Source organism: Paenibacillus sp. NRS-1782, from assembly GCF_050467685.1.
GTDB classification, from domain to species: Bacteria; Bacillota; Bacilli; order Paenibacillales; family Paenibacillaceae; genus Paenibacillus; species Paenibacillus terrae_A.
On record NZ_JBITPH010000039.1, the window covers coordinates 46440 to 72938 of the forward strand.

Genomic DNA, 26499 nt, shown 5'->3' on the forward strand with positions numbered 1-26499 from the left:
ATAGGTTAAGTCACATTTTAAAATATGATTCCTTAAACAAATTTTGCATTTAAACATATCCCTATATCTCCAGAAAGAACTCTCCAGATCTACTTCATCCGAAGAGTTCTCCGTATCTACCTCAAACTCAAACCTTACTTGAGCTTATTTTCTCCAATTGGAATTTTCATTTCCAGTTCAGGCAGGTATGTTCTTTTCCAATTCCCTTGTTCATTGTATACAGGTTTGCCTCCCGGACCGATTACATTAAAATAGGGTTTAATGGTGATGAATTTGGGTGTTTTCTCAAAGGGAGTTACGAGGATTTGGTGAATACCTGTCCTTGTTTTAGTTCCAGGACGTCCTAAATCCCCATTAATCCATTGTTGTTCCTGCCCCTTATCATCCAAAATCGCATAGCTTAGTGTATTCATAGCCAGTCCATACCCGTATGCCTTACTCCCATGCGTAGTCGGGCCTGGGCTTATGTAATGGGTCTTAGTCACGATCATGGTAGACATCGGTGTCATCTCTAATTTTTCCACAACCAAACGGGTAAAATCATTTGATTTTTCCATTCGAGGTGTGAGCACCAAGTTTTTAGAAGGAATCTTTTGCACAGGTAATTCAAGCTTAAAGGGCTGTTTTATTCCTGTAATTTGTATTTCTGCCGTTAGTTTAAATGGGTCAGGAAGTCCTTTGCCTGTCGAGTACATTCTTTCCAAATCACTATAATAAACGATGACGGAACCCGGAGTGCCTCCAGAGTTAGTAATTAGCGAAGGGCCATCAAATTGAAATGGTTTGCCATTGCACCATAATGTGATATCTTCAATTCGATCATGCAGCGTTGTGCCCAAGTCCTCCCGGTTACTTTCCAGCGTCAGAGCCATACGGACACCATCATAAGCAACTTGAGAGATACGGAGTTGGGTTCCGTTATGAGTGCTGCTGGCCGCCACTTTTGTTACAAGTCCTGCTTCTTCGACCTGCTGAAGTCCCAAGTCACCCGCTCGCATAAATGCACTCCCGCCTGCTGTTGGAATTCCCCAGTTACTAGCCAATTGCAAGACACTGTTTACCAATGGAACTTGCCACAACGATTTCGCTATCGTAGGGGAAACAAATGCTGGGGCTATCATTCCACTGCTCATTACTGTAACTAAAGAAGCTGTCAGGGCGATTCTCTTGAATTTGTGGCGACGAGAGGCTGAATCCACAGAATTCGTATTTTGATAGACAAAACCTGTTTCAATCTGGCTATATACCGTTTCCAGCCGTTGACGCACATATGGGGTAATGACATGCTTGTTGCGGGAGCATTCTTTAGCTGTTTTCCACTCATCATCCAGATTAATATCTTCCATGGATCGGTGTTCCCCTTTCTCCTGGATTTGATAACTTGCGCAGCAGGGATTTCCGCGCACGATACAAACGCGTTTTAACCAGACTTTCTGAAATGTCCAATGCTTTTGAAATCTCCTTAATATTCAGATCATAAAAGTATCTCAACATAATAACGATTCGCATCGGCTCCTCCAACTGCTCAACTGCTTCATGCAATTCAATATTTTCATACTCTCCTGGGATACTCATTTGATGGTGTGAAAACTCAGATACCGTACCAGAGCGAGAACGCTTGTTAGCTATTTTATTCGACTCGTTGATTACAATCCGATACATCCAGGTTTTAAAGAGACTTCCATCCCGTAGTGTACCCAAAGACTTGTATGCCCTGAGTATTGCTTCTTGTAGAGCATCAGCACTATCTTGTTCATTTCGCAGGATAGAATGCGCCATTCCATACAGGTCGCTCTCCACTTCTCTGATGATGTTCACAAAAGCTCGTCTATCCCCGCCTTACGCCTTTTTGACCTCACTCTCGATATTCAAAGGAGTCCTCCTTTCAAGTTGCTTATCTATTAGATCATTTGAAAGGGCAATGCGTTACAATTTTCTTCCTAAACGCTCAACAAAAAAAGACCTTTTCAACATCTTAATGACGCTGACCAGGTCTTCTCATGGAAATCCGTATTTTCACATTCGTATTTATTTTAATCCTCTACATAGCTAACCGATTACAGACTGCACGTGAAAACATAGGCGGGCGGGACGTTGTAATGTACCTTTTTGATCTGGATATTGCCAAAGAAGGTACGAAAGAAATTGTGTTTTACCTTACTATACTGGAACGTAATAAATTTGCCCTCCTGACCCAATACTTCGGCCGTTTGTCCCAAAATCAGGCTGGATAAGGCGGCAGGCAAGCTGGTAAAAGGGAGTCCTGATACGACGTAATCCACTTTCGAGACATGATACTGTTTCATATACCGGGCTACATGCTCGGCCGATCCATGAATGACGTGTACTTGCTCCAAGTGTCCGTACTTGCTTTGCAATGTTTTGTAAAACGATTCATTGGCCTCAATCACTAGCAGTAGCGTATCCGGGCGCTTGTTCTTAATCAGTTCTTGCGTAAACACACCGGTACCTGCGCCATACTCAATGATGCACGATGCCTGGTCAAAGTAGATTGGTGTGGTAATTTGCTTGGCCAACTGTCTTGAGCTTGGTATGACAGCGCCTACGCTGCGTGGATGCCTGATATACTCTCGAATAAAATGAATCGCATTCATCTTTCCCTCTCCCTGCTTGACACACATAATAGGCATTCGGTTCATCCAGATATCGCATTACATATTCATTGTATCTTGATCAGAATAGTCATTTCAAGCAGGCTACAGTCTGAATATAAAAAGAGGACAGTCTTATTCAAATCTAGTCAAATAAAACTGCCCTCTCGCTGTAATTTTTATTTTTCTATCGTGTCCACACTTGGACTCTCCGTCTTGGATGCCTGTCCACCTTTACGCCGTCGTGCGCCCAAGCGCATGGCAACAATCCGGTAGATGGAGGCAGGACGTATGGATACAGCCCAGCTTGCGTCCGCATCCGGTGCAAGCACGACTCCCAACTGATGATGATCGCCATCGTACATACCGCGCTGTACAAACTTGCTCTCACCTTGAAGGTTGCGTACCTCCAGCTTGCAAAAAGCGGAGTTGATCCGCAAGGCTTGATGCAGCTCGTTGCGGCTGTTCACGACGACGCTGTTGACGCGGTAAATAGCCTCACCGGGCAGAATGCCCATCGCCGTCGCCGGACTATCCGGCAGCACAGCCAGTACACGCAACCCTTGCTCCGGATGAACAAACATAGGGCTGAGACGGCTCTCTTCCATGTTGCCGTACCAGATCAGCGCCTCATGGGCGAGGAAGGAGAACAACGCTGCCACTAGCGTCAGCGGACTCCACCACGCCGCCAGCAGGCTCAGCAGGAGCAAGGCTACACTGTAGAGAAGCAGGCGGTTGGACGTTAGCACCGCCTTCTGGCGTGGCAACTGGCCTAACGTCACGCTGCTGAACCCCATAAGAACAGGCAAGGCTGCCAGCATATATCCGGTTCCATCACCAAACAGCGGCGTCCACGGAAGCGCAAAGCCTCCCTGAACAGGAACCAGCAGCAACAACGGAATGGGCCAGAGGTCTTCCATCCGGTAGCCACCGACCAGCCTTCCCCGCTTGCCCTCCACGAACAGTGGGGTTGCGGCCTTTCCTCCCTGCCAGCGAACCAGCAGCGCCTCAGCCACATGCAGCACAGCAACGAGTACCAGCAACGCTGGAATATCCAATCCACGGATGGCTGCCACCGATGTTCCAAGCGCTCCCTCAGGCTGCCAGCCCTCCGCCACGTTCAGAGCAAACTGGGCTACACCCAGCAGGCCCACCGAATAGGCAAGGCACAGGTAACGCACGCGTACCAGCATAAGCAGCAATGTGGTCACCCACAGGCATACGATGGAGGCTGAGGTCAGATGCACACTTACGAACATTCCCAGAGCAGACAGGGCCAGCCCCGCAATTAGACCACTCCAGACTACACGCCACGTTTCCCCCGGCCAATTGTGCAGCCTGGTATGAAAGAGCTTGCGCTCCAGCAGCATTTGCCGACGATAGCCAAGCGCGACAATGAGTATTGAGATATAGTAAAACGGCTGCAAAAGCAGGTACAAGCAAGCATTTAGAACGCTCCATCCCCATTGTAAAGCCCATTCCAAGTTCATTCACACTCCTTATGCCCCTGGCCCGCTGTTTAGCGGATCACGTACATTTCATATCCATTTATTCTATATGAAATTGCCAACGTAGGGAAGACAATCCGGCAGACTGCAAATAAATCCCACAATAAAAGGAGGCTGTTTCCAGCCCCCTTTGTTGTAGCCTTATTATTATTTCGCTGCGCTGGTCTTCATTTCCTTCCGAATCTCTTCAATCCCCTGCTTGAGTTGATTGTCATTTTTCGGATCGCGGATTTTTTCGATCAGCTTGGCTTCCATCGCCGCTGCTGTCTTCGCATCAATCACACCGTTAACCGTCAGCTTCGCCTGTTTTTGAAAAGCAAGAACGGAGCTTTCCGTCACTTTATCAAAATAGCCGTCCTCGCGGCCTGGCTTGTAGCCCAAGCCTTGCAGAATGATTTGCGCATTTTTCACATCGCCGCTATTCATATTGTATTTCAACGGCTTTTCCTTGTTGAGTGGCGCTGCTGTGAAGAATTCAGGCTGATCCACCGCAATATTCGGTTTAATTCCTTTTTTGTGAATCCACGTTCCATTTGGCGTCAGCCATTTGGCAATCGTGATTTTGAGCAGACTACCGTCGCCCATTTGCTTGTCATAGCTGGTTTGTACAGTACCTTTACCAAAGGAATTTTCCCCGATCAATACTGCGCCAGCCGATTGCTGGAGAGCGCCTGCCAGGATTTCGGATGCGCTTGCGCTACCTTTATTCATGAGCAGCGTCACCGGATATTTCTTACTTGATCCTTTGGATTTCTCTTCTTCACGCTTCTGATTCTTGTCTTCCACTTGTACAATCGTTTTGCCAGCAGGTACAAATTGCTGTGCGATATCAATCACGACGGAAAGTACGCCGCCCGGGTTATTACGCACGTCGATGACGAGCCCTTTAAGTCCCTGTTTTTCCAGCTTCGCGAGTTCTTCTTTAAAACGCTCTGCTGTATTCAAGGAGAACTGGGTAATCGTGATGACACCTACACCACCGCTTTCCATATGAGCTGTCACGGTTTCCATATCAATACTGTCACGGGTAATGGTGTATTCCAACGAATCAGGAGAACCGTTGCGCTGAATTTTGACCTTGGCCTGACTACCTTTAGGTCCACGTATTTTGGAAACGGCCTTGTTCAAATCCAGACCATCCAGCGTTTCGCCGTTAACAGACAAAATAATGTCCTTGGAACGCAGTCCCGCCTTCTCGGCCGGTGAGCCTTTAATTGGCGTTACTACGACCACTTTTCCGTTTTCTGCCGCTACCTCAGCCCCGATTCCGGTAAAGGAGCCTTCAATGGACTGTTCAAACTGCTGTGCTGTTTCTTTGCCCATATAAGAGGAATATGGGTCGCCGAGCGATTCCATCATACCATTGATGGCTCCGTCCACCAGCTTGGTACGGTCGACGTCCTGATAATATTGCCCCTGGATCAGATCCATCGCTGTCTCGATTTTGCGGATATCACTTCTGGAGGTGGAACTGCTACCTGTCATGCTCGCCAGCAATCCTTCGCCCAGAGCGCTGCTTCCCACTGTCGTCGTTCCAGTATAAGCAAAAGTGAGCAGGCTACCGCCAAGCAGCCCAATCACCATCAAGAGTACCGCTGTACTTTTTTTCAACATCTAATCGTCCACCGCCTTCTATTGATCTTGTATACTATTGCCTTACAACGCATATCCATCCACGCAGTATACGACTAGCTTGTACGGAATATGTTAATTGTATCCTACTCCGTGTTTCAATGCACATGTTCTGCACCGGGTATCAAGCTATGAAGGTAAAGCCCTATCTACAGCCGCATTGGCTACAAATAGGGCTTCCCTTTTTCAACTATAGATAGTTCATCGGATTTACTGGTTTGTTATTCTCGCGCACCTCAAAATGGCAGTGAGGTCCTGTTGAATTGCCCGTCGAACCAACTTCTGCAATTTTTTGACCGCGTTTCACAGTCTGTCCTGTACGTACCACCGTACCGCCATTGCGAATATGTCCGTACAGAGTCCATAATCCGTCTCCGTGATCGATCACGACCGTATTGCCATAGCCACTCCACCATTCCGCAACAATGACAACACCATCTTCTGCTGCATGAATATCGGTTCCCTGTGAAGCCGCCATATCAATGCCTGTATGGCCTTTAAGCTTGCCGGTAATCGGATGTACCCGCATACCAAACGTAGATGAGAGTCGGTAATTGGATACAGGCAAAGCCAACGTGCCCGATCCACCCGTATACGTACTGGCTGCCGCATGACTGGAATTGGAGCCTGCGCCTGAGGATGAAGAAGCATATCGCTTGGCTTCAGCAGCACGTGCAGCCGCTCTAGCACGTGCTGCTTTGGCAGCCTGCTCCGCTCTGAGCTTGTTTTTCTCCTGCACCAGACCCACACGTTTGTTAGCGAGGGCTACCAGCATATCATTTTGCTCTTCACTGATTTCATCCGACTCAGCAATATCATGATCATAATTGGCTATCAGTCTTTGCTTCTCTTGCTCCTTCGAATTCAGCTCAGCTTTGGCGCCCTGTTTGAGGGCATACAGCTTCTTGGCATTTTTATATTCTGTGTCGAGTTGCTTCTTCTTGCTGACTACCAGAGCCTTGTCCTTTTTATGCTCGTCCAGCAGGATTTGGTCCTGCTCCACGATCGTTTTCAGGGAATCGACCCGGCTGAGGAAATCGCTAAAGCTGGCCGAAGACATAAGCACGTCCATATACGAAACAGTTCCGTCCGTATACATCAAGCGCACACGGGTTTCCAGCATCTTTTCACGTGCCTGGATGCGGTCAATGGCTTCAGATAAATCTTTTTTGGTTGCACGCAGATTATCTTCGGTTTGATCAATCTGAACTGCTACACGAGTCAATTGGTCGCTGACGCTGTTAATCTGGTCGAGTACCATTTTCAGGTTTTGCACGGTTTTATTTTTGTAATGTTGGGCATACTGTTTATCTTGAGCTGCCTTTTCCTGCTGTTGCTTGGCAGATTGGGCCTGCTTTTCCAATTGATTCAGTTGCGAATTGATTTCATGCATGCTTTTGGCATATCCGTCAGAGGGCTGGATTAGCAATGCGGCTACCAGGGTAGCGGCCAACACAGATCCTGTTTTTTTCAACTTGCACTCCCCATCCTTTATCGCAAAATAACACCGGCTTCCCCGTTCTAAAGAATACCGACTGTGACATCCACCAATGAATCTTATACTTTCAAGAACTTGCGCATGGACAGGGTACTGCCTACAATCCCGACGAGCATCCCCAAAATGATTAGCAAGGCACTCAATTGAATCCAAACGCCCTGAAGCGGCATAAGCTTCAACATGCTCAGCGCAATATCTCCTTGAACGGCTGTAAGCAAACGCTGATAACCAGCAAACAAAATACCTACGGTAATCACGGAACCCATCAGGCCAATAAGCGCACCTTCAATAAAAAACGGCCATCGTATAAAAAAGTTGGTCGCACCAACCAGTTTCATAATGCCAATCTCTTTGCGTCGTGCCAAAATGGTCACGCGGATCGTATTCGAAATCAGGAACATGGACATAAGCCCCAATCCAGCTACGAATACAAAGCCCACATTACGGATGAGCTTGGTAATGGTGAAGAGCGTTTCTACGGTGCCTTTTCCGTAACGGACCTTTAAAATCGGTTTCTCCGGATGTATCGTGTTCAGCTTCTCAATCTTCTCAGCCACAAATGGGACCGTCGTCGGTTCAATGACCTCTACAACGATTTTGTCTGGAAGCGGATTGCTGTCCTTATCAAAACCCTCCAGCAGCTCCTTGCCGCTGTCTCCCAAATCTTTTCGCAGCTCCTCCAAGCCTTGAGCTTTGGTGATAAAGGTGGTTTTGCTAATTTCCGGCATTGCCGCAATTTCCTTTTGTAGCGTTTCACGCATGCTTTGCTCCACATTCAGCTCCAAAAATACGTTAACCTCCACCTGGCCATCCGCTTGGTCAGCCAAGGAATTGACGTTGAGCACCAGCATAATAAACACGCCCAGTATAAGCAGTGACACAACAATCGAGGTGACGGATGCCACGGACATCCAGCCATTGCGGAATATATTTTTGAAACCTTCCCGCACATGACGCAAGAAGGTATTAAAAGTCATATCCGTACTCCCCTCTCACCTGATCCCTTACGATGTTGCCATTTTCGATGGCAATGACGCGTTTACGCATAGAGTTTACGATGTCCTTATTGTGTGTCGCCATAACAATGGTCGTGCCGCGAAAATTAATTTCGTCCAGCAGTTGCATGATCTCCCACGATGTTTCGGGGTCCAAATTACCTGTGGGCTCATCGGCAATGATCACGGACGGATTGTTGACGATAGCCCGTGCGATAGCTACGCGTTGCTGCTCCCCACCAGAAAGCTGGGCAGGCTCACGATTCATTTTCGTTTTCAAGCCAACCAGTTCGAGCACTTCCGGCACCCGCTTGCGAATCAGCTTCTTGGGAGCCTCTATGACTTCCATCGCAAAAGCGACATTCTCATAGGCCGTCAAACGCGGCAAAAGCCGGAAATCCTGAAAAACGACTCCGATGTTACGACGAACGTAGGGAATTTTACGCTGCTTGAGCTTCCCGATATTAAATCCATTAACTGAAATTTGCCCCTTGGTCGGTACTTCTTCTCTATAAATAAGCTTCATAAAAGTCGATTTACCCGCCCCGGACGGGCCGACTACGTATACGAATTCATTACGGTCAATTTTGACCGATACTCCCTGAAGTGCGTGGGTTCCATTAGTATAGGTCTTCCACACATCCTGCATTTCAATCACTCGATCACTTCCCGCTGCTTAATCAGATTACGTATAACTTAATTATCCATTCGACATATTCCATGCATTTCCTTTAAAAAGTCCTGTATTTCATCATACCGTTTATCATTGTAACAAATTTGTTACCTGAATAGTACCGAAAGTTTTCTGCTTTTGGCACATATATATAAATATTATGGCACATGAATACGCTGCCAAGCTTACGAGACAGGAGACAGCCGTATTATGAAAAAAATTCATTTATCCTTCATCTGGATATGGACTGTAATTCTGGCGCTAGCCATGTTGTGGGGAGGACTACATTTGTACGCCGACAGGCAAACGCTGCCGAAGGGCGTAACAGTCGGAGGAGTCAATGTGGGAAATATGGATAAAACAGCCGCGCTCCGACTGCTGGATACAAAGCTGAATGATTTGAAGCAATGCCCCCTGATCCTGATGGACAGCGACAGTAGTGCGCAGGATATCAAGCTTACGCTCGGGGAAGCGGGTATCCACTATGAAGCGAAGGCATTCCGCGATGCCGTAAACGCGCTCGTCTCAGAGCATCTTTGGACTCGTGCGCAGACGCGGTTTTCCTTTGGAAAAGAATGGACCATCACACCTTCCCGGCAGGAGTCAGCCTTGCAGGCCAGGTTCGGAGCTAATTGGGAGGAACAGCGTTACGGCAAGCCTGTCAATGCCGTGCGCCAGATCGACGGGGACGATCAGATTCGCTATATTCCCGGCCGCTCTGCCAGGCGTCTGGAATGGTCCAAACTGGGCGTAGCGCTGGATAAGGCGCTGCCCAAGGACTTTACTGCTTTCGGGGAGCCGGTGCGGGTGGAGTTGCCGTTTCGTCAACTAGAGCCGGACATTACGGTGGACGGTCTGCGGAGCGAAGGGATTGAGCGCAAAATTGTCCAGTTTTCCACCAGCCTCAGCAGCAACTCGGAAGGACGTGTGTACAACGTCAATTCGGCGGCAAGCACCGTTGACGGTTTGATTCTCAAGTCGGGCGAGATATTCGATTATGGTCAGATCATTGCCAAGGCTGAACGCACACATGGCTTTCGTGAAGCTCCCGTGATCGTAAACGGGCAGCTGGAACCGGGCATTGGCGGCGGGATTTGTCAGGTATCCAGCACCGTCTATAATGCTGCGCTGCGAGTCGGTCTGAACATTGTTGAGCGCCGCAACCACTCCTTGCCGGTCAGCTACCTACCCAAAGGTCAGGATGCAACTTTTGCTACAGGATCTATCAATTTCCGCTTCAAAAACAATACAGGCAAGCATTTGCTCCTTCGTGCCGCTGTCCAAAACCGGACGCTTACCGTCAAATTTTTCGGCACATTCCCGTCCAATGTGTCCTATGAGCTGGAATCGCGTACGGTTCGTGTATTACCCATCCCAGAGAAAACAATCCGTAATGACTCACTCTCCCCCGGCTTCTATCAGGTGCTTCGGCAGGGCAAGGCAGGATACGTGGTGGAAACGTACCGAATGAAGATCGTAGATGGCAAGACCGTGGAACGCACCCGAATCAGCCGTGATACCTATCGTGCGCAGCAGCGTATTGTGGCTGTTCACAGCGGAAGCACATCGCCTGAGCCGCAAACACGCGAACAGCAGGAGCCTATTGTAGAAGATGGCATAAGTGAATAAAGCATGCATACAAGCATAACAAAAAATCCCCCTTCGACTACCGCCTGGATGGGTATCAGCGGAGTTAAGGGGGGATTTCAAGTGACGGGATGGTTTTACTCGCTGCGTTTGCCTGAAACAGAAATTTCTACAGGCGCACTTTCGCTTCCGTCTGCATCCACTGCTTTGACAACCAGCCTAACAGTGGCTTTTTGAGTAAGCACGCTAATGCTAAACGTACCATCGTCCTTGGCTACTGCACTACCGATTGGAAGATCGTTGGAATAGACGGTTACTGTGGAACCTGCTTTAGCTGTCCCCATAATCGTACCTTCGCCATCATGCACTTCGTTTACTTTAAGTATATCACTGGAAGCTACCGCATCAGTGTTTGTATCTGTCGTTGTACCAGTGCTTGTGTCTGTCGTTGTGGAGCTGTCCGTAGTCGTATCCGTGCTGTCTGTGCTGGTGCTGCTGTCTTGTGTTTCGCTTCCAGAAGTAGACGTGTTACCAGAACTCGAATCCGTAACGTTACTATACGTGGAATCTGTTACCGTGCCGCCAGGAGTCGATGTGAGATTATCAATCGCGCTCAGGTTGTAACCGGAAGCTGCGTCCAGAATAGCAATCGCTTCTGCACGTGTCAGCGACTTCATTGGCTGGAATTTACCATCAGGATAACCGTTGATGATTTTTTGCTCCGCAGCGGCAGCTACACTTATCTTCGCCCATGATCCGATTTTGTTGGAGTCAATGAACTTGGTGACGTCTGCTGCATTACCTGCTGTCAGTCCAATGGCTTTGCCCACAATAGCGGCAGCTTCCTGACGTGTTACTTTCCCATTCGGTTTGAGCTTGTTATCTGCATAGCCGCTTATGTAACCTGCATTCACGGCATTTGTCAGTTCATTGTATGCCCAGTGCGAAGCTGGTACATCTGTGAATGTTCTGCTTCCATTACCGTTTACCTGAACACTGTCCGCATACGTTACGTCCGTAACGGCCGGAGTATCCTGCGTGAACGTACCGAGGCTGCGGTTCAAGAGAACAATAAATTCTGCACGCGTGATGGCCGCATCCGTTTTCACCGCACCGTCTAATTTTCCTGTAGCCGACCAACGTTGTACCTGATCTCCTGCCCAATGACCGCCTGTATTCTGAGGAGCAGCTGCGGCTACACTGAATGCGCTAAGAATAAGACCTGTGCTCAATACACCAGTAATCGTGTTTCTGAACTTATTTCCCATACTCTGAATTCCTCCTTAGGATTGGCTTCACCATTCTTTTTTTAAACACTTTACCAGAAATCAAACCCAAAAAACCCCCAAATTAAAAAAAATCGTCCCATATAACCATAACCCGTCCTTATGTAGCATAAATGGGACTCAGGACTTAATACCTAGTTATTCACTAGGATATGTATATTTGGACAGACTACGTTATACTGAAATCACAAAATCCCTAGTAAAAGAGGTTTTCCTATGGCTCTTATTCAATGTCAGTTTTATTCAGAAGTCCTTGGCTTGAGCACATCCATGCATGTTATTCTCCCTCAGGAAACCCGTTCGCAGATAGGACTGGAGGGCAAGCAAGGAACCGGACCACACCCAACACTGTATTTACTGCACGGCCTGTCGGACGATGATTCGATCTGGTTACGCAGAACCTCCATTGAACGCTATGTTGCTTCACTGGGCATTGCTGTTGTAATGCCACAGGTACACCGGAGTTTTTATGCGGATATGGAGCAGGGAGGGGCATATGAAACCTTTATCAGTGAAGAACTGCCAGCTTTGGCACGCTCCTTCTTTCCCTTGTCCGCCAAGCGGGAAGACAATTTTGTGGCGGGTCTTTCCATGGGCGGATATGGTGCCTTCAAACTGGCACTCCAGCATCCAGAGCGCTTTGCGGCCGCTGCCAGTCTCTCGGGGGTAATGGATTTACACGCGGCACGCATCGACCCTATACATAAAGCGATGAGTTCGACGGAATGGAGTCACATTTTTGGTCCAGATGAAATACGCGGAACAGATCACGACTTGCTGGAGCTGCTACAACGTCATGCTACCTTGGGAACTTCACTCCCCCTGCTCTACCAATGCTGTGGTACGGAGGATTTTCTGTATGAGGGAAACCAGACCTTTCGACAAGCGTGCGATACTGCCGGGATTCCACTGACCTACGAAGAGGGTCCAGGGACTCATGAATGGGGATACTGGGACGCAAAAATCCAGGATGTACTCGCCTGGTTGCCGCTCAAGGGGCGATAAATAAGTGTAAAAAATACCCGCAGCTTCCCTCGCCGTATCATGGCGAAGTGGTAAAGCTGCGGGTATTCATTATGAGGCTATATGCCAATCAAGATTCAGGGTCTTGCCACACATCAAGGAGCTGTCGTCGTAGCCGTAGATGGAGAATCGGATTGTGACTTGGGTAGCACTTTGTACAAGCGCCATTCCCCGTTAAACTCGCGTTCGAGCTGAACCCAGGGTGCTCCTTTTTCATACAAATTCGGATACACCATGTTGATTTTACTCAGTGGCATGCCCGACTTGATCTGGGGTACAAGAATATAATCGACATGACTTTCCTGCGGATAGCTTAATGCCCTATTAAACGTATAATCACTTGTGATCAGGAAGCGCTTCGGGTACTGGCTATACACGATCATGGTGTAGGCTGAGGCCGAATCGGTCATAATGGTTGACTTTGGCAAATGCTCATCTAGCCAGACTGCAATTTTCCGGTCCGTTTCCTGTCTCACATAGTTCACATTCCCTGTTCGTGTGAGGAAGCTGTTCTCATCCGGCGCGATATCCGGGCGAGTCAGTGCATAGGAGAGCAATCCGGCCGTAAGCACCAGACTGACGGACACCAGACCAAAGGCCGCCCGCCGCGCTCTACCCTGGAGCTGACTCAGTTCATACGGCAGCCAGGCGACGGTTATCGGAAACACGTACATAAAATAGCGGAACCATCCATATGAGGATTGCTTCATCATGAGTAAAAATTGTAAACCCGGCACAGACAGGAACAATAGTAAAAGAATCAGCGTTCCCCACCGCAACAACCGACCGCTTAACAGCCGAATGAACAGAATAGCGAACAACGGCACGGAATACCAGAGGGTCTTGGAAGCGATAAATTTCAAGGCAACCAACGGATGATTAAAGATTTCCACGAATTTATCATCATTTAGCAGCTCTGCCGATTGCGCCGTGTTGGAATACTCTGAATTGAGGAAATAAAAGGCATTTCCCATAATGAGATAGTTAAAGAAAATCCACAGCAGACCGGAAAAGACAACAGGCAGCAGGAGCAGCAGCCAAGTCGCCTCGACCTTATGTAGCTTTTCCCGAAAAGGCAGCTCACGTCTGCCCATGTTCCGGTGAAGAAACAGAATGGCTACGACCACGCCGGCTGCCATCGCCACCCCGAGGGGAACTGCCTCATATCGAGTCCAGAACGCCATGGCAAGCGCTAAGCCGGATACGATCAGACTCGCTGTCATGCGGTCCTTGAGCCACAGCGCAAATTCAATCACCGTCATCATAATAAAATATATGTATAGCGAATCGCTCAGCCCGTTGGCACCGAACAATAAAATAAACGGATTCAGCGCATAGAGCAGCGCCAGCATCAAGCTCATTCCCAAGCTAAGCCCTGTTCTGACACCCGCCCGATACAGCAGCACAGCTGTCAAAGCGGCAAAGGTAGTACTCAGGATGACAGCCGCCAATCCGTAGGATGCTAATGCCGGAAATAACGGATACAGCAATAATATCACCATTTCCAAAAGACTGGGCAACGGATTCCAGATGAATCCGATGGCACCCAAATGCGGATCACGGCTATACAGCACATAAAATGCATTGGCTACGCGACTGAGCGCATCCGTATGCATGTATCCCAGAACATAACTGAAATAAATGCCTGCGGACAGCTCCAGCGCAATTATAAACACAAACAGACCTATAACCATCCATCTGTTTGCAGACCATTTGCGAAAGGACATTCCCCTCGTTCCCCCTCAAACTTGTTGCGGTGTTTTTTTCTCAAAATCATGAAGTCTTTTTCTGACGCTGTTGTGGAACGGAGAATATCCAATAGCGATTCCAGATATAATTATGAACGGGCACGATGATGGTGGTCAGTACCTCACCGATCAGATACGACCAGCCGATCCAATGAATGGTTGCGTACATCAGACCTGCATTCAAGAGCAGGCCACAGGAGCAGACCAACAAATATTTAAGAAACTGGGTGCGGCTCCCCTCCCCGGTAGGCTCGAATGTCCAGTTCCGGTTCAGCACATATGATACAAGCAGCGTGACTACGAATCCGATCGTAGTAGCCGTTACCGCAGGCACCCTGAACAGCTCCACCAGCAGTACAAGTACACCGACATGGATACCTGTACCCAGCAGCCCCACAATGCCATATTTAATGATTGGATACTTTAGATATGAACGTCTGATCATGTTGATTAAACTCCCTATCCACCCACAATCGGTCAGCGCTCGCTCGTTTATCTGCAATCAGATAACGAGGTCTGGCTTTGACTTCGTGATATATGGCGGCGATATATTCTCCTACCACTCCGATGGACAGCATCAATACACTGCCGATAATCAAGAGCAGTAAAATAACAGTTGTAAAACCGGTCACAGCGGTACCCGTTAATTTGTGCGCCAAGGTTTGAATTCCCAATATAACTGAAATCAGCATAAAAATGAGTCCCATCAAGCTTACTACCCGCAACGGCACGGTTGAAAACGAAACTATGGCTTCCGCTGCCAGCCGAACCAGTCCCAACGGACTCCAGCGACTGGGGCCCTCTTCCCGAGGAGCCACCCGGAACGAAATCTGGGTTTTGCGGAAACCAAGCCAGGCCGTCATCCCGCGAAAAAACGGAATCCGTTCAGGCATCGCCATCCAGGCGTCCACCACCCGGCGATCCAGCAGCTTATAATCCGAAGCATCTTTGAGGTTAAAGCCTGTCAAACGATTCAAGGTCGCGTAGAACAATGAAGCCCCAAGCTTTTTGCCCATCGACTCTTCTCCCCGGAATTCCTTCACACATTCGACCAGATCATAGCCCTCTTCCTGCCATAAATGTACCATTTCCCCAATCATCTCAGGAGGATGCTGCAAATCTCCGTCCATAACGATGATGGCATCGCCTGAGGCGTTTTCCAAACCTGCGCACAACGCCAGCTCCTTGCCGAAGTTCCGGCTAAGTCGAAGTGCAAGCAGAGAAGGCATACGGCGGGACAATTCGGATAGCTTAAGCCACGTATCGTCTCTGGAACCGTCATCTATGACAATCAGTTCATAGCGTGAAGTGACCACAGACAGCACCCCATCAATCACCTTGAGTGAACGCTCCAGATGTGAGCTTTCATTATACATGGGAATGACAACAGATAAAAAAGGTGTTTTTGTCTCCATTCTTGCCCCTTCTTTCTTCATATTCAGGAGGACTGCGCCGGGGCTTCATCCAGGTCATGCATATCGGTCAGACCATGCGTCGTCTTCTCCCAATAGAACGGCTTGGTAATGAGCTGCCAGGCCGCCTTCACCGCAGCAATACTCATAAGTACCCAATACAGCGGAGAGAGAAGCCCGTATTTGACCATGGAATATGAAAATGTACGTTCACCGCGCTCTTCCAGTTCACCGATGACCCAATACATTCCGGCCACGTTACTGAATACGAACAAAAAGTTACCGATATAAAATTCCGCGCTGGCCAGGTAATACACATATCCAGGGAACAGCTTGGGAATAAAGGCCATTTCCCAACCAAACCATAAAATCAGCAATCCCCAAAAAATCGGATTCAACAAAGGCAGCATCGGTGTCGCCAAAATCATGACCTGAAAGCCGAAAAAGCCTTTCCAGCCCACCTCACGTACCAGCTTGACCGGATTGCGCATATGAACCAGCCATGTCTGCATGTATCCCTTGATCCAGCGTGACCGCTGACGAATCCAGTTCCCTACGCGACTGTTCGCTTCCTCCCATGTACGGGAATCGACAATGGCGGTTTTGTAACCGCCTTTATACAGACGTATACCCAGATCGGCATCCTCGGTTACATTGTAGGGGTCCCACGCATTGATATCTTTGAGCACGGATATCCGAAAATGATTGGATGTTCCGCCCAAAGGAATAGGCGTATCCAACTGCATAATACCCGGCAGCAGCAGTTCGAACCACATGCTGTATTCCTGCGTGAACCAGCGGGTCAGCAAATTTTGCGTACTGTTAAAATAGTTGAGCTTCGCTTGAATACACGCATAATGCTCAGGGAGCGAGTTGAACGCCGCAATGACCTTTTTAAGCTGGTCGGAGTCTGGACGATCCTCGGCATCATAAATAACTACAAATTCGCCGCGCGCCCGAATAAGTCCGTAGTTGCACGCCTTCGGCTTGGTTTTTGGCAAGCCGTCAGGGACGACCAGTGTCGTGTAATAGGCGGGCAGCTTCATTTCACGAAGCAACTCAATCGTCTCCACATCGTCCTCTTCAATCAACAGCCGCACATCCAGCTTGGATTTTGGATAATCAAGCTGCTCCAAATTCCGCAACAGCATCGGAAGCACGCCCGCCTCCTTGTACATCGGTACGAGAATCGTATAGATCGGCAGCTTTTTCTCATCCATGGCGTCGACCTCTTCCTTCGTGAAGCGAAGCTGCGCCCCACGCCGAGAACCGAGGTAAATAATACCGAATTTGAAGAGCGTCATAGCAAAATAAAACAACTGAATCAGCATATTGATAATCAGCACCGTATTCCAGCTGTTCCAGAAAAGACCAAGCACTGTAATTACGCCCATTGCCGCGAACACCCAGAGCTGTCCCTTCGTAAAGGTCGTACGCGCCGAATTATGCGGCTCTTTTTCCAACAATCCGGTCGTGCTCTCCTGCATCATTTCCTCACCGTAGATCTTACCCCAGAGCTGCTCCATCTCTTCCTTGGTCGCCAGCACCTGCTCCACCGGCATGCCGAGAATGTCCTCCAGCTTCAAGCGTCGCTCTTCCGGCAACGGATCACTGACCGCCACAATATAGCGGTTCATATATTCATGAATGACGACCACGCCGTAAGCCATGGCCACCTGCTCGGGTAACTTATAGGCTGCATTCAGTGCCAGTTCTTCACCAATACGACCGATCCGGTTCTGTGTAGCAATCGCGCGGTACAAATCCGCAGGCTCCAGCATTTGCAATGAAAGCAAAATATCGCCGAGCAGCCCACCGCTCTTCGCCTGGAACTCCAGTGCGCGCTCTAGCTGCTCAGGTGAAATATAGCCGGAACGTACCAGCATGTCGCCCAGTCGCTCTTTGGATTCATCGCCGTCCACCTGCCCCTGCAACTGCTCCGCGGTAATGAAGCCCATTTCTACCAAAATGTCGCCTAGCCTGCCACCGTAACGTTTTTGGTTTCGGATGGCGTCGGTAAGCTGGTCGCGGGTAATGATGCCGTTGTCCACCAATTGATCTCCAAGGCGGGCCTTGCCGTTCCGTCCGTTCTGTATTCCCGTGGCGGCCTCTCCGCCTGCGGAACCAGGAGCGCTGGAGACTACTCCCAAGGCGGCTCCAGCCGCAGCCTGTTCCTGTTGGCCGCTAAGATATTGGACCTGCGCCTCCTGCGCTTGTCCAGCCTGCACACTTTCATCCAGCAATTGCTCCACCGCTGCTGCCATATCCGCTGCGCTCTGTAATGCCTGGATACGCAGTTCTGTATCCTGAAGCCGCCGCTCCAGTTCCTCAATATGAAAATCCAGCTTATACAGCACTGGGGCCTGCTCCGTCCGCTGGGCCTCCAACTGCTGCTCCAGCCGAGCGATCTGCTGACGCTCTTCTTTTATTCTTCTCTTGGTTTGGGGAATTGAAACTCCCCCAATCCTCCACTTCAGCCTGTCACCCATGGATTCCCGCCCCTTCAATCCAACGCCGCTCTTCTGCGAGCGCATCCACAAGCAGCTGCTTCAACTCCGTATCCCGTTGCTTCTTCCGTTCCAGCGCCGCGTGGAAAAGCTCCCGTTCCTCGCGCAGCAACTTCTCCGCCTGTATCCGCTCCTTGTGCAACAAAGACACCAGCTGATCGGCGTCAGAAGCGTGATAACCGATCCATGCGCTCTTTAACTGCCGCGCCGTTCTTTTGCTTCTCATAATACCTCCCTGAACCGTCCGGACTCTGCCTCTTGATCTGTCCCTTCATCTATGGTCTTACGTCTTCCTGAAAACAGGACATTCTCTTATTCTCATTTAAACCCTTCGTTTACACATTAATGCAAGTCTTCTGGTCAAGAGGGACCTGTAAAAACCTTACATTTATTCATTCGATACCAGTTCTGTTCTGATGAATTGGTAATGCAATTAAAAACTTAGTGCTATTCTACCATACTCGTAGTAGGAGTAGGTATACAATAATGTGAATTCTAGAAACTTTCACACTAATGCATACATAGGTATATAGAACTATTTTATAATTCTAGTGGTTGCACCTGCCCAGGAAATCTTACGCAATCTATCATTGTTCAGATCACCATTAAAGCAAATCCCCTCCGAATACTTTAAAAAGCACAAAAAGCACCGCGAACGGTGCCCTTGCTATTTTGATATCCTGCTTATGTGCTAAACTATTAAATTCTACACAGCGTCCCGCTGCTGTGCAAGAATTCTTTTAGCCTCATTAGTTACTCCGTTTGTGCCCTTCAAACCATGTAGACGTGCTGCTCAGAAGCTGTTCACTGCGTCCGATGGCTGCCTGTACCTGTCCGGTTGCAGTTCCGCCGTATACATTCCGGGCGTTAACCACCGCTTCCGGTTGAAGCACCTCATAGATACGGTTGTCGAACAAGTCGGAAAACTGCTGGAATTCCTCCAGTGTCAGATCAAGCAAATACTTGCCATGCTGGATGCAATACAGCACGGTTTTGCCGATAACCTCATGCGCCTGACGGAACGGAAGTCCCTTGCCGACGAGGAAATCCGCAATATCTGTCGCATTCGAGAAGTCCTGATTGACCGCTTGACGCATGCGATCCTTGTTCACCTTCATCGTTGCGATCATCGGCGCGAACAACTGCAAAGCCCCTTCCAGCGTAGCGACAGTATCGAACATGCCTTCCTTGTCCTCCTGCATATCCTTGTTGTACGCCAGCGGCAAGGATTTCAGTACGGTCAGCAGTCCAACGAGATTGCCATAGACGCGTCCGGTTTTACCGCGTACCAGCTCAGGTACATCCGGGTTTTTCTTCTGCGGCATAATGCTGCTGCCTGTGCAAAAAGCATCATCCAGCTCCACGAAGCCAAACTCCGTGCTGCTCCACAGCACCAGCTCTTCGCTTAGACGCGACAAATGCGTCATGATCAGCGAAGCACCAGCCAAAAACTCTACGATAAAGTCCCGGTCGCTAACGGCGTCCAGACTATTTTCATACACGCCATCAAAACCCAACTGCTCGGCTACAAAATGACGGTCTATCGGAAAAGTGGTTCCGGCCAAAGCGCCAGCGCCGAGCGGCAATACATTAATGCGCTTGTAGCTGTCTTTGAGTCGGTCAATATCGCGCTCCAGCATAGACACATAAGCCAGCAAATGATGCGCGAACAAAATAGGCTGCGCCCGCTGCAAGTGCGTATATCCGGGTACAATCGTATCCAGATTATCCTTCGCCTGTCCGATTAGTGCAGCTTGCACATCATGCAGCATACCAACCAGCGCCACCACACGTCCTCGCAAATACAAGTGCATATCCGTTGCCACCTGATCATTACGGCTGCGTCCGGTGTGCAGCTTCCCACCAACCGGACCAATCGCTTCGATCAGATTTTTTTCGATATTCATATGAATATCCTCGTCCGAAACCGAAAATTCAATCTCCCCACGGCGGATACGCTCCAATACCGTGTGTAGCCCTTCCCTGATCGTATCCGCATCGGCCTGCGGAATAATCCCGCATTTGCCCAGCATGGCTACATGAGCCAAGCTGCCCTGAATATCTTCTTCCGCCAACACCTGATCAAACTCGATGGAAGCCGTGTATTCCTCTACCAGCTTGTTGGTCTGCTTCGTAAAACGTCCGCCCCATAGCTTACTCATTTTTGCAAGATCCCCTCTCTGCAATACAAGCCGCCCTCGTCGCTTGGACAAGGACGGCCCACATCCCGTACATTTTTAGGTTAACTCATTTATTTGTTGTTTTTGGCTACTCCCGCATTGACCTTCAAGCGCAGGGCATTCAAGCGGATAAAGCCAGTTGCATCCCCTTGGTCGTAGGCTTGTGTCGGATCGGCTTCCATCGTCGCAATATCCGGGTTGTACAAGCTGACCGGACTTTTGACACCTGCGCCAATAATATTGCCTTTGTACAGCTTCACGCGCACGGTACCACTGACATTCTTTTGGCTCTCATGAACCAGTACCTGCAAAGCCACACGCTCCGGCGCGAACCAGAAACCGTTGTAGACCAGCGTAGCATATCGGGTAATCAGACTGTCGCGCAGATTCATAACCTCGCGATCCATCGTGATGGACTCCATTTTGCGATGAGCTGTGAACAGGATCGTACCGCCCGGCGTCTCATACACTCCACGGCTCTTCATGCCGACAAAACGGTTTTCCACCATGTCCACACGTCCAATGCCATGCTTGCCACCCAGCTCATTCAGCTTTTCCATAACCTGCAACGGGTTTAGCTGCTCTCCGTTCAAAGCGACACAGTTTCCTGCTTCAAACTCCAGCTCCAAATATTCCGCTTCATCAGGAGCATCCTCAGGTGCATTGCTGAGCAAGAACATTTCTTTATTTTCAGGAGCGCTCGGATCAAACCAAGGGTCCTCCAGCACGCCGCTTTCATAACTAATATGCAGCAGATTACGGTCCATGGAGTATGGCTTGGCCGCAGAAGCGGTTACCGGAATATCGTGTTTCTCCGCATAGGCAATCATTTCTGCCCGGCCCGGGAACTGATTGCGGAACTCTTCCAGCCGCCAAGGTGCGATCACCTTGATATCGGGCGTCAACGCCGCCGCGTTCAGCTCGAAGCGCACCTGATCGTTGCCTTTGCCTGTCGCGCCGTGAGCGATAGCTGTTGCGCCCTCTGCAATCGCAATATCCACCATCCGTTTAGCGATCAATGGACGTGCAATACTCGTTCCTAGCAAATATTGTCCTTCATACAAAGCACCCGCCTGAAACATCGGATAAATAAAATCCTTGGCGAATTCATCACGCAGATCATCAATATACACTTTGGAGGCTCCAGTTGCGAGCGCTTTTTCCTCCAAACCGTCCAGTTCTTCCTTCTGTCCGATATCTGCGGTAAACGCTATGATTTCAGCGTCGTAGGTTTCTTTAAGCCATTTCAAAATGACCGACGTATCCAGACCGCCGGAATATGCGAGTACGATTTTTTCTTTTGCCATGATTGAAAGTCCTCCCCGAATGCTTCTAGCCACTATCTTTCACCATAAAACATAACTTCTTTATCCCATTAAAGCAACCATCAATGCTTTTTGTGCATGCAGACGGTTCTCAGCCTCATCAAAGATCACTGAATTCGGTCCGTCGATTACACCTGCGCTCACTTCTTCGCCACGATGCGCAGGTAGACAGTGCAGGAACAGATAATCTGGCTTCGCCAGCTTAACCAGCTCCTCATTCACCTGAAAGTCGGCAAAAGCAAGCTCCCGTTCCTTCTGCTCTTCCTCAAAGCCCATGCTCGCCCATACATCCGTGTAAATTGCATCTGCATCCTTTACTGCTTCTTGCGGACTTTGGGTAATTACAATCTCACTGCCGGTTTGCTTGGCAATCTCACGAGAAGCTGCCACAACACTTGGATCAGGCTCATATCCAGCAGGACTTGCAAGCGATACATGCACACCAAGTTTCGCTCCACCAATCAACAGGGAATGCGCCATATTGTTGCCGTCCCCGATGTAGGCCAATTTAAGCCCTTTAAGCTTGCCCTTTTGCTCATACAAGGTCTGATAATCAGCCAACACCTGACACGGATGCGCCAAATCGCTCAAGCCGTTGATCACAGGAACAGATGCATAACGCGCCAACTCTACAACATTATCGTGCCCGAAGGTACGGATCATAATGCCATCCAGATAGCGAGACATCACCTGTGCCATATCGCTAATAGGCTCACCACGTCCTAATTGAATATCGTTTTTACTGAGAAAAAGGGCATGCCCACCCAATTGAAACATGCCGACTTCAAAAGATACCCGCGTACGTGTCGAGGACTTTTCAAAAATCAGTCCGATCGTTTTCCCCTTCAGCGGCTGATAGGTTTCTCCATTTTTGTGCTTGCGCTTGATTTCGATGGCGAGATCAATTAAATATTGAATTTCTTCGGTTGAGTAGTCGTCCAACTCAAGGAAGTCCCGCCCCTTCAAGTTAACTTGCTGCAATGCCCCGCCCTGGCTCATGCTATCGTCTCCTTTTACACTCTAATCTAGGCAGTTTAACCGCCTAAGCAATATGCTCCTGAATCACTTCGGTAACAAGTGCTACAGCCTGATCTATCTCGTCCTTCGTTACATACAGGTTAGGCAACAGACGAACCACGTTCGGCCCTGCGGTAATGAACAGAATACCCTTTTTTTGTCCTGCCAAAACAAGCTCCGCCACAGGCTCAGCACACTCGATGCCGACCATCAGACCTTTTCCACGGATATCCTTCACAAAAGGAATCTCTCCAAGCGACTTTTGCAGACTTTGGAACAAATACTCGCCCAGCTCAGCCGCACGCTCTGGAAGTTTTTCGTCAATCATCGTTTCAATGGTCGCCTGAACCGCTGCCATAGCAAGCGGAGTACCGCCAAAGGTAGAGCCGTGACTGCCTGCCGTGAACGCTTCGCGCAAATATCCTTTGCCCAGCATCGCACCAACGGAAAAACCACTGCCCAACCCCTTCGCCAACGTAAAGATATCCGGCTCTATGCCGTAGTGCTCAAAGGAAAACAGCTTGCCTGTACGGCCCATGCCCGTCTGTACCTCATCAATGATCAAAAGCAAACCATGCTCATCGCACAGCTTTGTAATCACGTCTACAAAAGCAGGTTCGACCGGATACATTCCGCCTTCTGCCTGCACCATTTCCAGCATGATTGCAGCCGTATTCTCGCTGATTGCCGCTTCGAGCGCAGCCTGATCGTGGAGAGGAACGCTTTTGAACCCGGCTGGAAGCGGCAAAAAGCCTTCTTTTACTTTATCCTGACCCGTAGCGGTCAAGGTTGCCAGCGTCCGTCCGTGGAAGGATTGCGTGAACGTAATGATCTCATAGCGCCCGGTCTGCTTCACCTTCTGGTGATAACGACGCGCCAGCTTGATCGCAGCCTCATTCGCTTCTGCGCCGCTGTTGCAGAAGAACACGGCATCTGCACTGCTATTGGCAGTCAGCAAAGCGGCGGCCCGTTCCTGCCCAGGAATATGAAACAGATTGGATACATGCCATAGCTCATCAATCTGCTTTTTCAAGCGTTCAGCTACAGCCTGTGGCGCATGTCCAAGATTGGTAACCGCAATACCTGACATGAAATCCAGATAACGCTTGCCCTGATCATCCCACAGCCAGCTTCCTTGTCCTTTGACCAGTGTGAGCGGGTATCTTGCGTAGGTTGGAAAAAGAGAGCTGTCTGTCTGCACAGCTGCGGATGCCTTTTCGGTTTGTACTCCGGTAACGGCTCCGTTCGTATCTGGCGTTTCAACGCTCACCAGCGTGTTCGGTTCCTTACTCATTATGTTCACGCTCCTTTTTCGTTTGGTTATATAGATTTCGTTATATGTTTGCAATTACTGCATGCGCACGATGCGCGTTCCAAGGACTTCCCCACCCAGTACACGGCTTAATACCTGTGGTTCGCTGCCGTTCACAATGACAACTTCCTTCACCTTGCCGTGGATGCAGGCAATAGCCGCTCTCACCTTAGGGATCATGCCGCCGTATATTTCACCTGTGCTGATCATATCCTCAATCTCCTGTACGGTGATCGAGTCCAGCACCTTCTTTTCTCCACCGATCTTCTTCAATATGCCCGGTACATCCGTAACGACGATCATCCGGCTAACACCCATATGGGATGCCACCGCACCCGCCGCTGTATCTGCGTTAATATTGTAGCGCTGACCGGATCTATCAATCCCGATAGGCGCAATAACGGGCATATAGTTCATATCCAGCACACCTGTAATAATCGAAGCTTGAACAGACGTTACTTCTCCGACCCAGCCGACCTCTGCGGCATTCGACACAGGCTTTGCTTCGATTAAAAAGCCATCACTGCCCGATAAACCCAGTGCTCGACCCCCATGCATTCCGATCCTGCGTACAATCTGCTTGTTAATGCTGCCCGCCAGCACCATTTCCACGACATCCAGCACAGGCTCGGTCGTTTTGCGCAACCCGTTGATAAATGTCGTTTCGATGCCCAGCTTCGCCAAATTGTCGGAGATCGCAGGGCCGCCACCATGTACAATAACAGGTTGCAGGCCTTCCGACTGCAAGCGGGCCAGATCGTCAAAGAAGGAATCAGGCAACGCAGCCAGCGTACTTCCTCCGCATTTCATCACAAAATTACGACGTACCAATCCCGTATGATTGGCTTGATCCGCGTTTTCCACTGCCGATTGCATATAATCTCTCCTTTTTCTCCACTGCACAGTCCGTGCCATTTTACAATAATGCCAGCATTCCATCCGTGCTTATTCCGTTATCTATGTCCGATATGCAGCGTTAATCCGCACGTAATCGTAGGTTAAGTCACAGCCCCAAGCTGTGGCGGTTCCGTTCCCGTGATGCAAATCCACAATAATCCGCACCGTATCTCCCCGAAGGTAGGAGAGCGCCTCATTTTCATCAAAAGCGACTGGGCTGGACGCGCTCAGCACAACAATATCACCCAAGCGGATGTCTACCGTATCCGGGTTGACCGGCTCTCCGGCCCGTCCGACAGCTGCAATAATCCGGCCCCAGTTCGCATCAGCACCAAAAACAGCCGACTTCACCAGACTGGACCCGATCACCGTCTTCGCGATCGCTTGAGCAGATGCATCGCTGACCGCGCCGCTCACGCACACCTCTACCAGCTTCGTAGCGCCTTCCCCATCGCGGGCAATTGCCTTCGCCAGCTCACGACAGATATAGGTGAACGCTTCGGTAAAAGCAGCCCAATCGGGATGTCCTTCGTGCAGCTCACGGTTACCTGCCAGCCCGCTTGCCATCGCGATCAGCATATCGTTCGTGCTCGTATCGCCATCTACTGTAATCATATTAAAGCTGGTATCCGTTGCCTGCTTCAATAGCTGATGAAGTGCAGTCTGCCCAATCGCAGCATCACAGGTCATAAAAGCCAGCATCGTCGCCATGTTCGGATGAATCATGCCCGAGCCCTTCGCCGCCCCGGCGATGTGTACGGTCACGCCATCCACTTCAACCGCCACGCATGCTTCCTTCTTAACCAAGTCCGTCGTCAGAATGGCTTGGGTAAATTGCTCCGCTCCATCGCTTTCCCCGTTCACACGGCCAGGTAATGCAGATATGCCGCCAAGCACACGGTCCATTTTCAAATGCTCACCAATCATGCCCGTCGATGCAACGGCTACATTACTCTCCGCAACACCCAGCTCACGAGCAGCAGCCGAGCGCATAGCGTAAGCATCCTGCTCTCCTTGCTGTCCGGTGCAGGCATTGGCGTTCCCACTGTTCACCACGACCGCTTGCAGCCGACCATCCACGAGGCTCTCGCGAGTCACTTTGAGCGGTGCAGCCTGAAATACATTGGTGGTGTATACCGCAGCAGCCGTCGCCTCTACCTCGCAGCGAATCGCGCCGATATCGTTGCGGTCCGCATTTTTAAGCCCGCAGTGCAACCCTCCGGCTGTAAAGCCGCGCGGGGTTACGATATTGCCCCCGTTTACTACTGTAAACCCTACTTTGCCCAT

At 49.6% G+C, this 26499-nt stretch carries 21 protein-coding genes and 1 pseudogene; 2 read left to right on the plus strand and 20 right to left on the minus strand.

All coding sequences use genetic code 11. The features are described 5' to 3' along the window. Positions 1-134: 134 nt before the first annotated feature. The 8 genes and pseudogenes from ACIFQM_RS14550 to ftsE form a co-directional block, all read right to left on the minus strand. Entirely contained in the window at positions 135-1346 is a 1212-nt protein-coding gene (locus ACIFQM_RS14550) for a DUF4179 domain-containing protein (protein WP_430041067.1), read from the minus strand. Further along, positions 1333-1824, minus strand: a pseudogene (locus tag ACIFQM_RS14555) (RNA polymerase sigma factor); the annotation flags it as partial. The gene ACIFQM_RS14550 and the pseudogene ACIFQM_RS14555, both read right to left, overlap by 14 nt. A 233-nt stretch (positions 1825-2057) precedes the next feature. Continuing rightward, positions 2058-2615 carry a class I SAM-dependent methyltransferase gene (locus ACIFQM_RS14560; protein ID WP_430041098.1) on the minus strand — a complete coding sequence of 186 codons (558 nt, stop codon included), beginning with the start codon at positions 2613-2615 and terminating at the stop codon, positions 2058-2060. A 176-nt stretch (positions 2616-2791) separates the two neighbouring features. Continuing rightward, positions 2792-4102 (minus strand): serine protease, encoded by a 1311-nt coding sequence (locus tag ACIFQM_RS14565; RefSeq protein ID WP_430041065.1) that lies wholly within the window; start codon positions 4100-4102, stop codon positions 2792-2794. A gap of 165 nt (positions 4103-4267) precedes the next feature. Further along, positions 4268-5734, minus strand: a complete 1467-nt coding sequence (locus ACIFQM_RS14570) for a S41 family peptidase (RefSeq protein WP_430045575.1) — start codon at positions 5732-5734, stop codon at positions 4268-4270. A gap of 208 nt (positions 5735-5942) precedes the next feature. Further along, on the minus strand, positions 5943-7226 hold the full coding sequence (locus tag ACIFQM_RS14575; RefSeq protein ID WP_430041063.1) for a murein hydrolase activator EnvC family protein: 1284 nt from the start codon (positions 7224-7226) through the stop codon (positions 5943-5945). 83 nt (positions 7227-7309) lie between these two features. Beyond that, positions 7310-8227 carry a permease-like cell division protein FtsX gene (gene ftsX / locus ACIFQM_RS14580; protein ID WP_430065716.1) on the minus strand — a complete coding sequence of 306 codons (918 nt, stop codon included), beginning with the start codon at positions 8225-8227 and terminating at the stop codon, positions 7310-7312. Continuing rightward, on the minus strand, positions 8217-8903 hold the full coding sequence (gene ftsE, locus ACIFQM_RS14585) for a cell division ATP-binding protein FtsE (protein ID WP_430041061.1): 687 nt from the start codon (positions 8901-8903) through the stop codon (positions 8217-8219). Before ftsE ends, ftsX begins: the two co-directional genes overlap by 11 nt. Positions 8904-9128: 225 nt before the next feature. On the opposite strand from ftsE, the gene ACIFQM_RS14590 reads away from it, so the two are divergent. Continuing rightward, positions 9129-10547: a VanW family protein gene (locus tag ACIFQM_RS14590; RefSeq protein ID WP_430065718.1), complete on the plus strand. Its 1419-nt coding sequence runs from the start codon at positions 9129-9131 to the stop codon at positions 10545-10547. A 95-nt stretch (positions 10548-10642) separates the two neighbouring features. On the opposite strand, the gene ACIFQM_RS14595 is transcribed toward ACIFQM_RS14590, so the two are convergent. Then, the gene (locus ACIFQM_RS14595) at positions 10643-11773 is read right to left on the minus strand and encodes an S-layer homology domain-containing protein (RefSeq protein ID WP_430041059.1); all 1131 of its coding nucleotides are present in this window, start codon (positions 11771-11773) and stop codon (positions 10643-10645) included. A gap of 234 nt (positions 11774-12007) precedes the next feature. Between ACIFQM_RS14595 and ACIFQM_RS14600 the strand changes: the two genes are divergently transcribed. Further along, entirely contained in the window at positions 12008-12796 is a 789-nt protein-coding gene (locus tag ACIFQM_RS14600; protein ID WP_430065720.1) for an alpha/beta hydrolase, read from the plus strand. A gap of 113 nt (positions 12797-12909) precedes the next feature. Here ACIFQM_RS14600 and ACIFQM_RS14605 read toward each other — a convergent pair whose 3' ends face one another. From ACIFQM_RS14605 to argJ, 11 genes are all read right to left on the minus strand, one after another. Continuing rightward, complete coding sequence (locus tag ACIFQM_RS14605) at positions 12910-14541, minus strand: hypothetical protein (RefSeq protein WP_430045570.1); 1632 nt, start codon at positions 14539-14541, stop codon at positions 12910-12912. Positions 14542-14587: 46 nt separating this feature from the next. Next, a complete protein-coding gene (locus ACIFQM_RS14610; protein WP_430041056.1) occupies positions 14588-15007 on the minus strand; it encodes a GtrA family protein in 420 nt (139 codons plus the stop codon). Then, positions 14970-15977, minus strand: a complete 1008-nt coding sequence (locus ACIFQM_RS14615; RefSeq protein WP_430041055.1) for a glycosyltransferase family 2 protein — start codon at positions 15975-15977, stop codon at positions 14970-14972. Before ACIFQM_RS14615 ends, ACIFQM_RS14610 begins: the two co-directional genes overlap by 38 nt. Positions 15978-16000: 23 nt before the next feature. Further along, on the minus strand, positions 16001-18463 hold the full coding sequence (locus ACIFQM_RS14620) for a glycosyltransferase family 2 protein (RefSeq protein WP_430041054.1): 2463 nt from the start codon (positions 18461-18463) through the stop codon (positions 16001-16003). Continuing rightward, a complete protein-coding gene (locus tag ACIFQM_RS14625) occupies positions 18456-18707 on the minus strand; it encodes a hypothetical protein (protein WP_430065722.1) in 252 nt (83 codons plus the stop codon). The genes ACIFQM_RS14620 and ACIFQM_RS14625 overlap by 8 nt, the downstream gene beginning before the upstream one ends. 523 nt (positions 18708-19230) lie before the next feature. Further along, on the minus strand, positions 19231-20643 hold the full coding sequence (gene argH, locus ACIFQM_RS14630; RefSeq protein WP_430041051.1) for an argininosuccinate lyase: 1413 nt from the start codon (positions 20641-20643) through the stop codon (positions 19231-19233). Positions 20644-20732: 89 nt separating this feature from the next. Beyond that, positions 20733-21968, minus strand: a complete 1236-nt coding sequence (locus ACIFQM_RS14635) for an argininosuccinate synthase (RefSeq protein ID WP_430041050.1) — start codon at positions 21966-21968, stop codon at positions 20733-20735. A gap of 60 nt (positions 21969-22028) precedes the next feature. After that, positions 22029-22985: an ornithine carbamoyltransferase gene (gene argF, locus ACIFQM_RS14640; RefSeq protein ID WP_430041049.1), complete on the minus strand. Its 957-nt coding sequence runs from the start codon at positions 22983-22985 to the stop codon at positions 22029-22031. Positions 22986-23028: 43 nt separating this feature from the next. Continuing rightward, positions 23029-24297: an acetylornithine transaminase gene (locus ACIFQM_RS14645; protein WP_430041048.1), complete on the minus strand. Its 1269-nt coding sequence runs from the start codon at positions 24295-24297 to the stop codon at positions 23029-23031. A 54-nt stretch (positions 24298-24351) separates the two neighbouring features. After that, positions 24352-25191 carry an acetylglutamate kinase gene (gene argB / locus ACIFQM_RS14650; protein WP_430041047.1) on the minus strand — a complete coding sequence of 280 codons (840 nt, stop codon included), beginning with the start codon at positions 25189-25191 and terminating at the stop codon, positions 24352-24354. Positions 25192-25272: 81 nt separating this feature from the next. Beyond that, positions 25273-26499, minus strand: a complete 1227-nt coding sequence (argJ, locus tag ACIFQM_RS14655) for a bifunctional glutamate N-acetyltransferase/amino-acid acetyltransferase ArgJ (protein ID WP_430041046.1) — start codon at positions 26497-26499, stop codon at positions 25273-25275.

What these genes read in the sequence shown, in the direction of transcription:
- ACIFQM_RS14645 (WP_430041048.1), bottom strand. Translation starts at nt 24,297, where the DNA reads ATGAGTAAGGAACCGAACACGCTGGTGAGCGTTGAAACGCCAGATACG.
- ACIFQM_RS14590 (WP_430065718.1), top strand. Translation starts at nt 9,129, where the DNA reads ATGAAAAAAATTCATTTATCCTTCATCTGGATATGGACTGTAATTCTG.
- ACIFQM_RS14615 (WP_430041055.1), bottom strand. Translation starts at nt 15,977, where the DNA reads ATGGAGACAAAAACACCTTTTTTATCTGTTGTCATTCCCATGTATAAT.
- argJ (WP_430041046.1), bottom strand. Translation starts at nt 26,499, where the DNA reads ATGGGCAAAGTAGGGTTTACAGTAGTAAACGGGGGCAATATCGTAACC.
- ACIFQM_RS14565 (WP_430041065.1), bottom strand. Translation starts at nt 4,102, where the DNA reads ATGAACTTGGAATGGGCTTTACAATGGGGATGGAGCGTTCTAAATGCT.
- ACIFQM_RS14595 (WP_430041059.1), bottom strand. Translation starts at nt 11,773, where the DNA reads ATGGGAAATAAGTTCAGAAACACGATTACTGGTGTATTGAGCACAGGT.
- ACIFQM_RS14625 (WP_430065722.1), bottom strand. Translation starts at nt 18,707, where the DNA reads ATGAGAAGCAAAAGAACGGCGCGGCAGTTAAAGAGCGCATGGATCGGT.
- ACIFQM_RS14600 (WP_430065720.1), top strand. Translation starts at nt 12,008, where the DNA reads ATGGCTCTTATTCAATGTCAGTTTTATTCAGAAGTCCTTGGCTTGAGC.
- ACIFQM_RS14610 (WP_430041056.1), bottom strand. Translation starts at nt 15,007, where the DNA reads ATGATCAGACGTTCATATCTAAAGTATCCAATCATTAAATATGGCATT.
- argB (WP_430041047.1), bottom strand. Translation starts at nt 25,191, where the DNA reads ATGCAATCGGCAGTGGAAAACGCGGATCAAGCCAATCATACGGGATTG.
- ACIFQM_RS14605 (WP_430045570.1), bottom strand. Translation starts at nt 14,541, where the DNA reads ATGTCCTTTCGCAAATGGTCTGCAAACAGATGGATGGTTATAGGTCTG.
- argH (WP_430041051.1), bottom strand. Translation starts at nt 20,643, where the DNA reads ATGAGTAAGCTATGGGGCGGACGTTTTACGAAGCAGACCAACAAGCTG.
- argF (WP_430041049.1), bottom strand. Translation starts at nt 22,985, where the DNA reads ATGAGCCAGGGCGGGGCATTGCAGCAAGTTAACTTGAAGGGGCGGGAC.
- ACIFQM_RS14620 (WP_430041054.1), bottom strand. Translation starts at nt 18,463, where the DNA reads ATGGGTGACAGGCTGAAGTGGAGGATTGGGGGAGTTTCAATTCCCCAA.
- ACIFQM_RS14635 (WP_430041050.1), bottom strand. Translation starts at nt 21,968, where the DNA reads ATGGCAAAAGAAAAAATCGTACTCGCATATTCCGGCGGTCTGGATACG.
- ftsX (WP_430065716.1), bottom strand. Translation starts at nt 8,227, where the DNA reads ATGACTTTTAATACCTTCTTGCGTCATGTGCGGGAAGGTTTCAAAAAT.
- ACIFQM_RS14550 (WP_430041067.1), bottom strand. Translation starts at nt 1,346, where the DNA reads ATGGAAGATATTAATCTGGATGATGAGTGGAAAACAGCTAAAGAATGC.
- ACIFQM_RS14570 (WP_430045575.1), bottom strand. Translation starts at nt 5,734, where the DNA reads ATGTTGAAAAAAAGTACAGCGGTACTCTTGATGGTGATTGGGCTGCTT.
- ACIFQM_RS14560 (WP_430041098.1), bottom strand. Translation starts at nt 2,615, where the DNA reads ATGAATGCGATTCATTTTATTCGAGAGTATATCAGGCATCCACGCAGC.